We start from the raw sequence: 1,143 nt of genomic DNA on the forward strand, positions 1-1,143 counted from the left end.
GAAGTATTATTTGAATAAATTAATAACATAAAATAAAAAACTTTATGAATTTCGAAGTTAGTACAGTGAGAAAATCAAATGAAAAAATGTTTAAGCTGGCAGGTTTGAACAATAAATTAAAATTCTTTTATGATGAAACAAATAATATTAGGAAATACTACTTAAAAGAAGATAGATTTAATGAATCCATTAAAAAAATTTTATTTTAGGAGGAATTGTTTTAGAAGAAAATCAAATAATGAATATTGAAGCTTTATTTGACAGTTTTGGTTTACAAAAGAATATAACAGAAGTAAAACTTAAAAATATAGCAAAAGGAAATTTTATTGATTGTTTAAATTCAATTCATTTACAATCATTATTTAAGGAACTTCTTTCTAATAACATTGCTATCCATTATTCTTCTTTAAATTTTCTCTATTATTCTATTGTTGATATTATTGATTCACTTATTGAGGCTACAGGCATTGACTACAATCGATTTTATAATATAGCATTAAAAAATGACCTTTATATTTGTATTAAAAACAATTTAGAAATTTTTATAGAAATTTCTTATCAATATGAATATCCGAACATCGCAAAAGATAAGATCATAATATTTATTGATAAACTTATTCAAATATTTAATAATGAGCCCAAAAGCATAGGAATAAAACTATATTAATGTTACTAAATAAAAGTAAAGAAACAAGAAATTTAGTATTTATAATGGATGAAAAAACTCATCACCTGATTGAAAATTTTGCTCATTTCTATTCAAGAACAATTTATCTTTTTATTAATTCCAAACACTTCTTTGATAAAGAAGATTCTATTGAGCCATTAATCAATGATTTAAATATGACATATCAAGGAGCTAAATTAGAAAATTTTAGTTTTGTTGATTCAAAAAACAATTTATACATTCAATTATCAGATATAATCATTGGACTCATTGGAAAATTTTATAATTTCATTAATGAAAATAACATTGAGACTATTAAGGAAAAACTTGAAAATTTAAATGAGATATCAAAAGAAACATTGAGACTTTTCAATACAATTTTGGAAGAATCAGAACGAAAGAATAAATCTTATATATTTCTTCTTATTAGCAATGATGAAATTGAAAAAATTAATTTTATAAATAATAGCATCTAA

General features: G+C 21.3%; 3 protein-coding genes. All 3 read left to right on the forward strand.

Going from position 1 to position 1,143, the window contains the following annotated elements:
* The first annotated feature begins 44 nt into the window (after positions 1-44).
* From ASE55_RS20270 to ASE55_RS04240, 3 genes are read left to right on the forward strand one after another with little or no spacing between them, the layout of a single operon-like run.
* Complete coding sequence (locus tag ASE55_RS20270; RefSeq protein ID WP_157844629.1) at positions 45-209, forward strand: hypothetical protein; 165 nt, start codon at positions 45-47, stop codon at positions 207-209.
* Positions 210-238: 29 nt separating this feature from the next.
* Complete coding sequence (locus ASE55_RS04235) at positions 239-667, forward strand: hypothetical protein (RefSeq protein WP_056215992.1); 429 nt, start codon at positions 239-241, stop codon at positions 665-667.
* Positions 667-1,143 (forward strand): DUF3800 domain-containing protein, encoded by a 477-nt coding sequence (locus ASE55_RS04240; protein WP_082474340.1) that lies wholly within the window; start codon positions 667-669, stop codon positions 1,141-1,143. The genes ASE55_RS04235 and ASE55_RS04240 overlap by 1 nt, the downstream gene beginning before the upstream one ends.

The organism is Chryseobacterium sp. Leaf201 (assembly GCF_001421435.1).
Lineage (GTDB): Bacteria > Bacteroidota > Bacteroidia > Flavobacteriales > Weeksellaceae > Chryseobacterium.

Bases quoted from the DNA above. Each gene is read 5' to 3' on its own strand.
- ASE55_RS04240 (WP_082474340.1), top strand. From the start codon at position 667: ATGTTACTAAATAAAAGTAAAGAAACAAGAAATTTAGTATTTATAATG.
- ASE55_RS20270 (WP_157844629.1), top strand. From the start codon at position 45: ATGAATTTCGAAGTTAGTACAGTGAGAAAATCAAATGAAAAAATGTTT.
- ASE55_RS04235 (WP_056215992.1), top strand. From the start codon at position 239: ATGAATATTGAAGCTTTATTTGACAGTTTTGGTTTACAAAAGAATATA.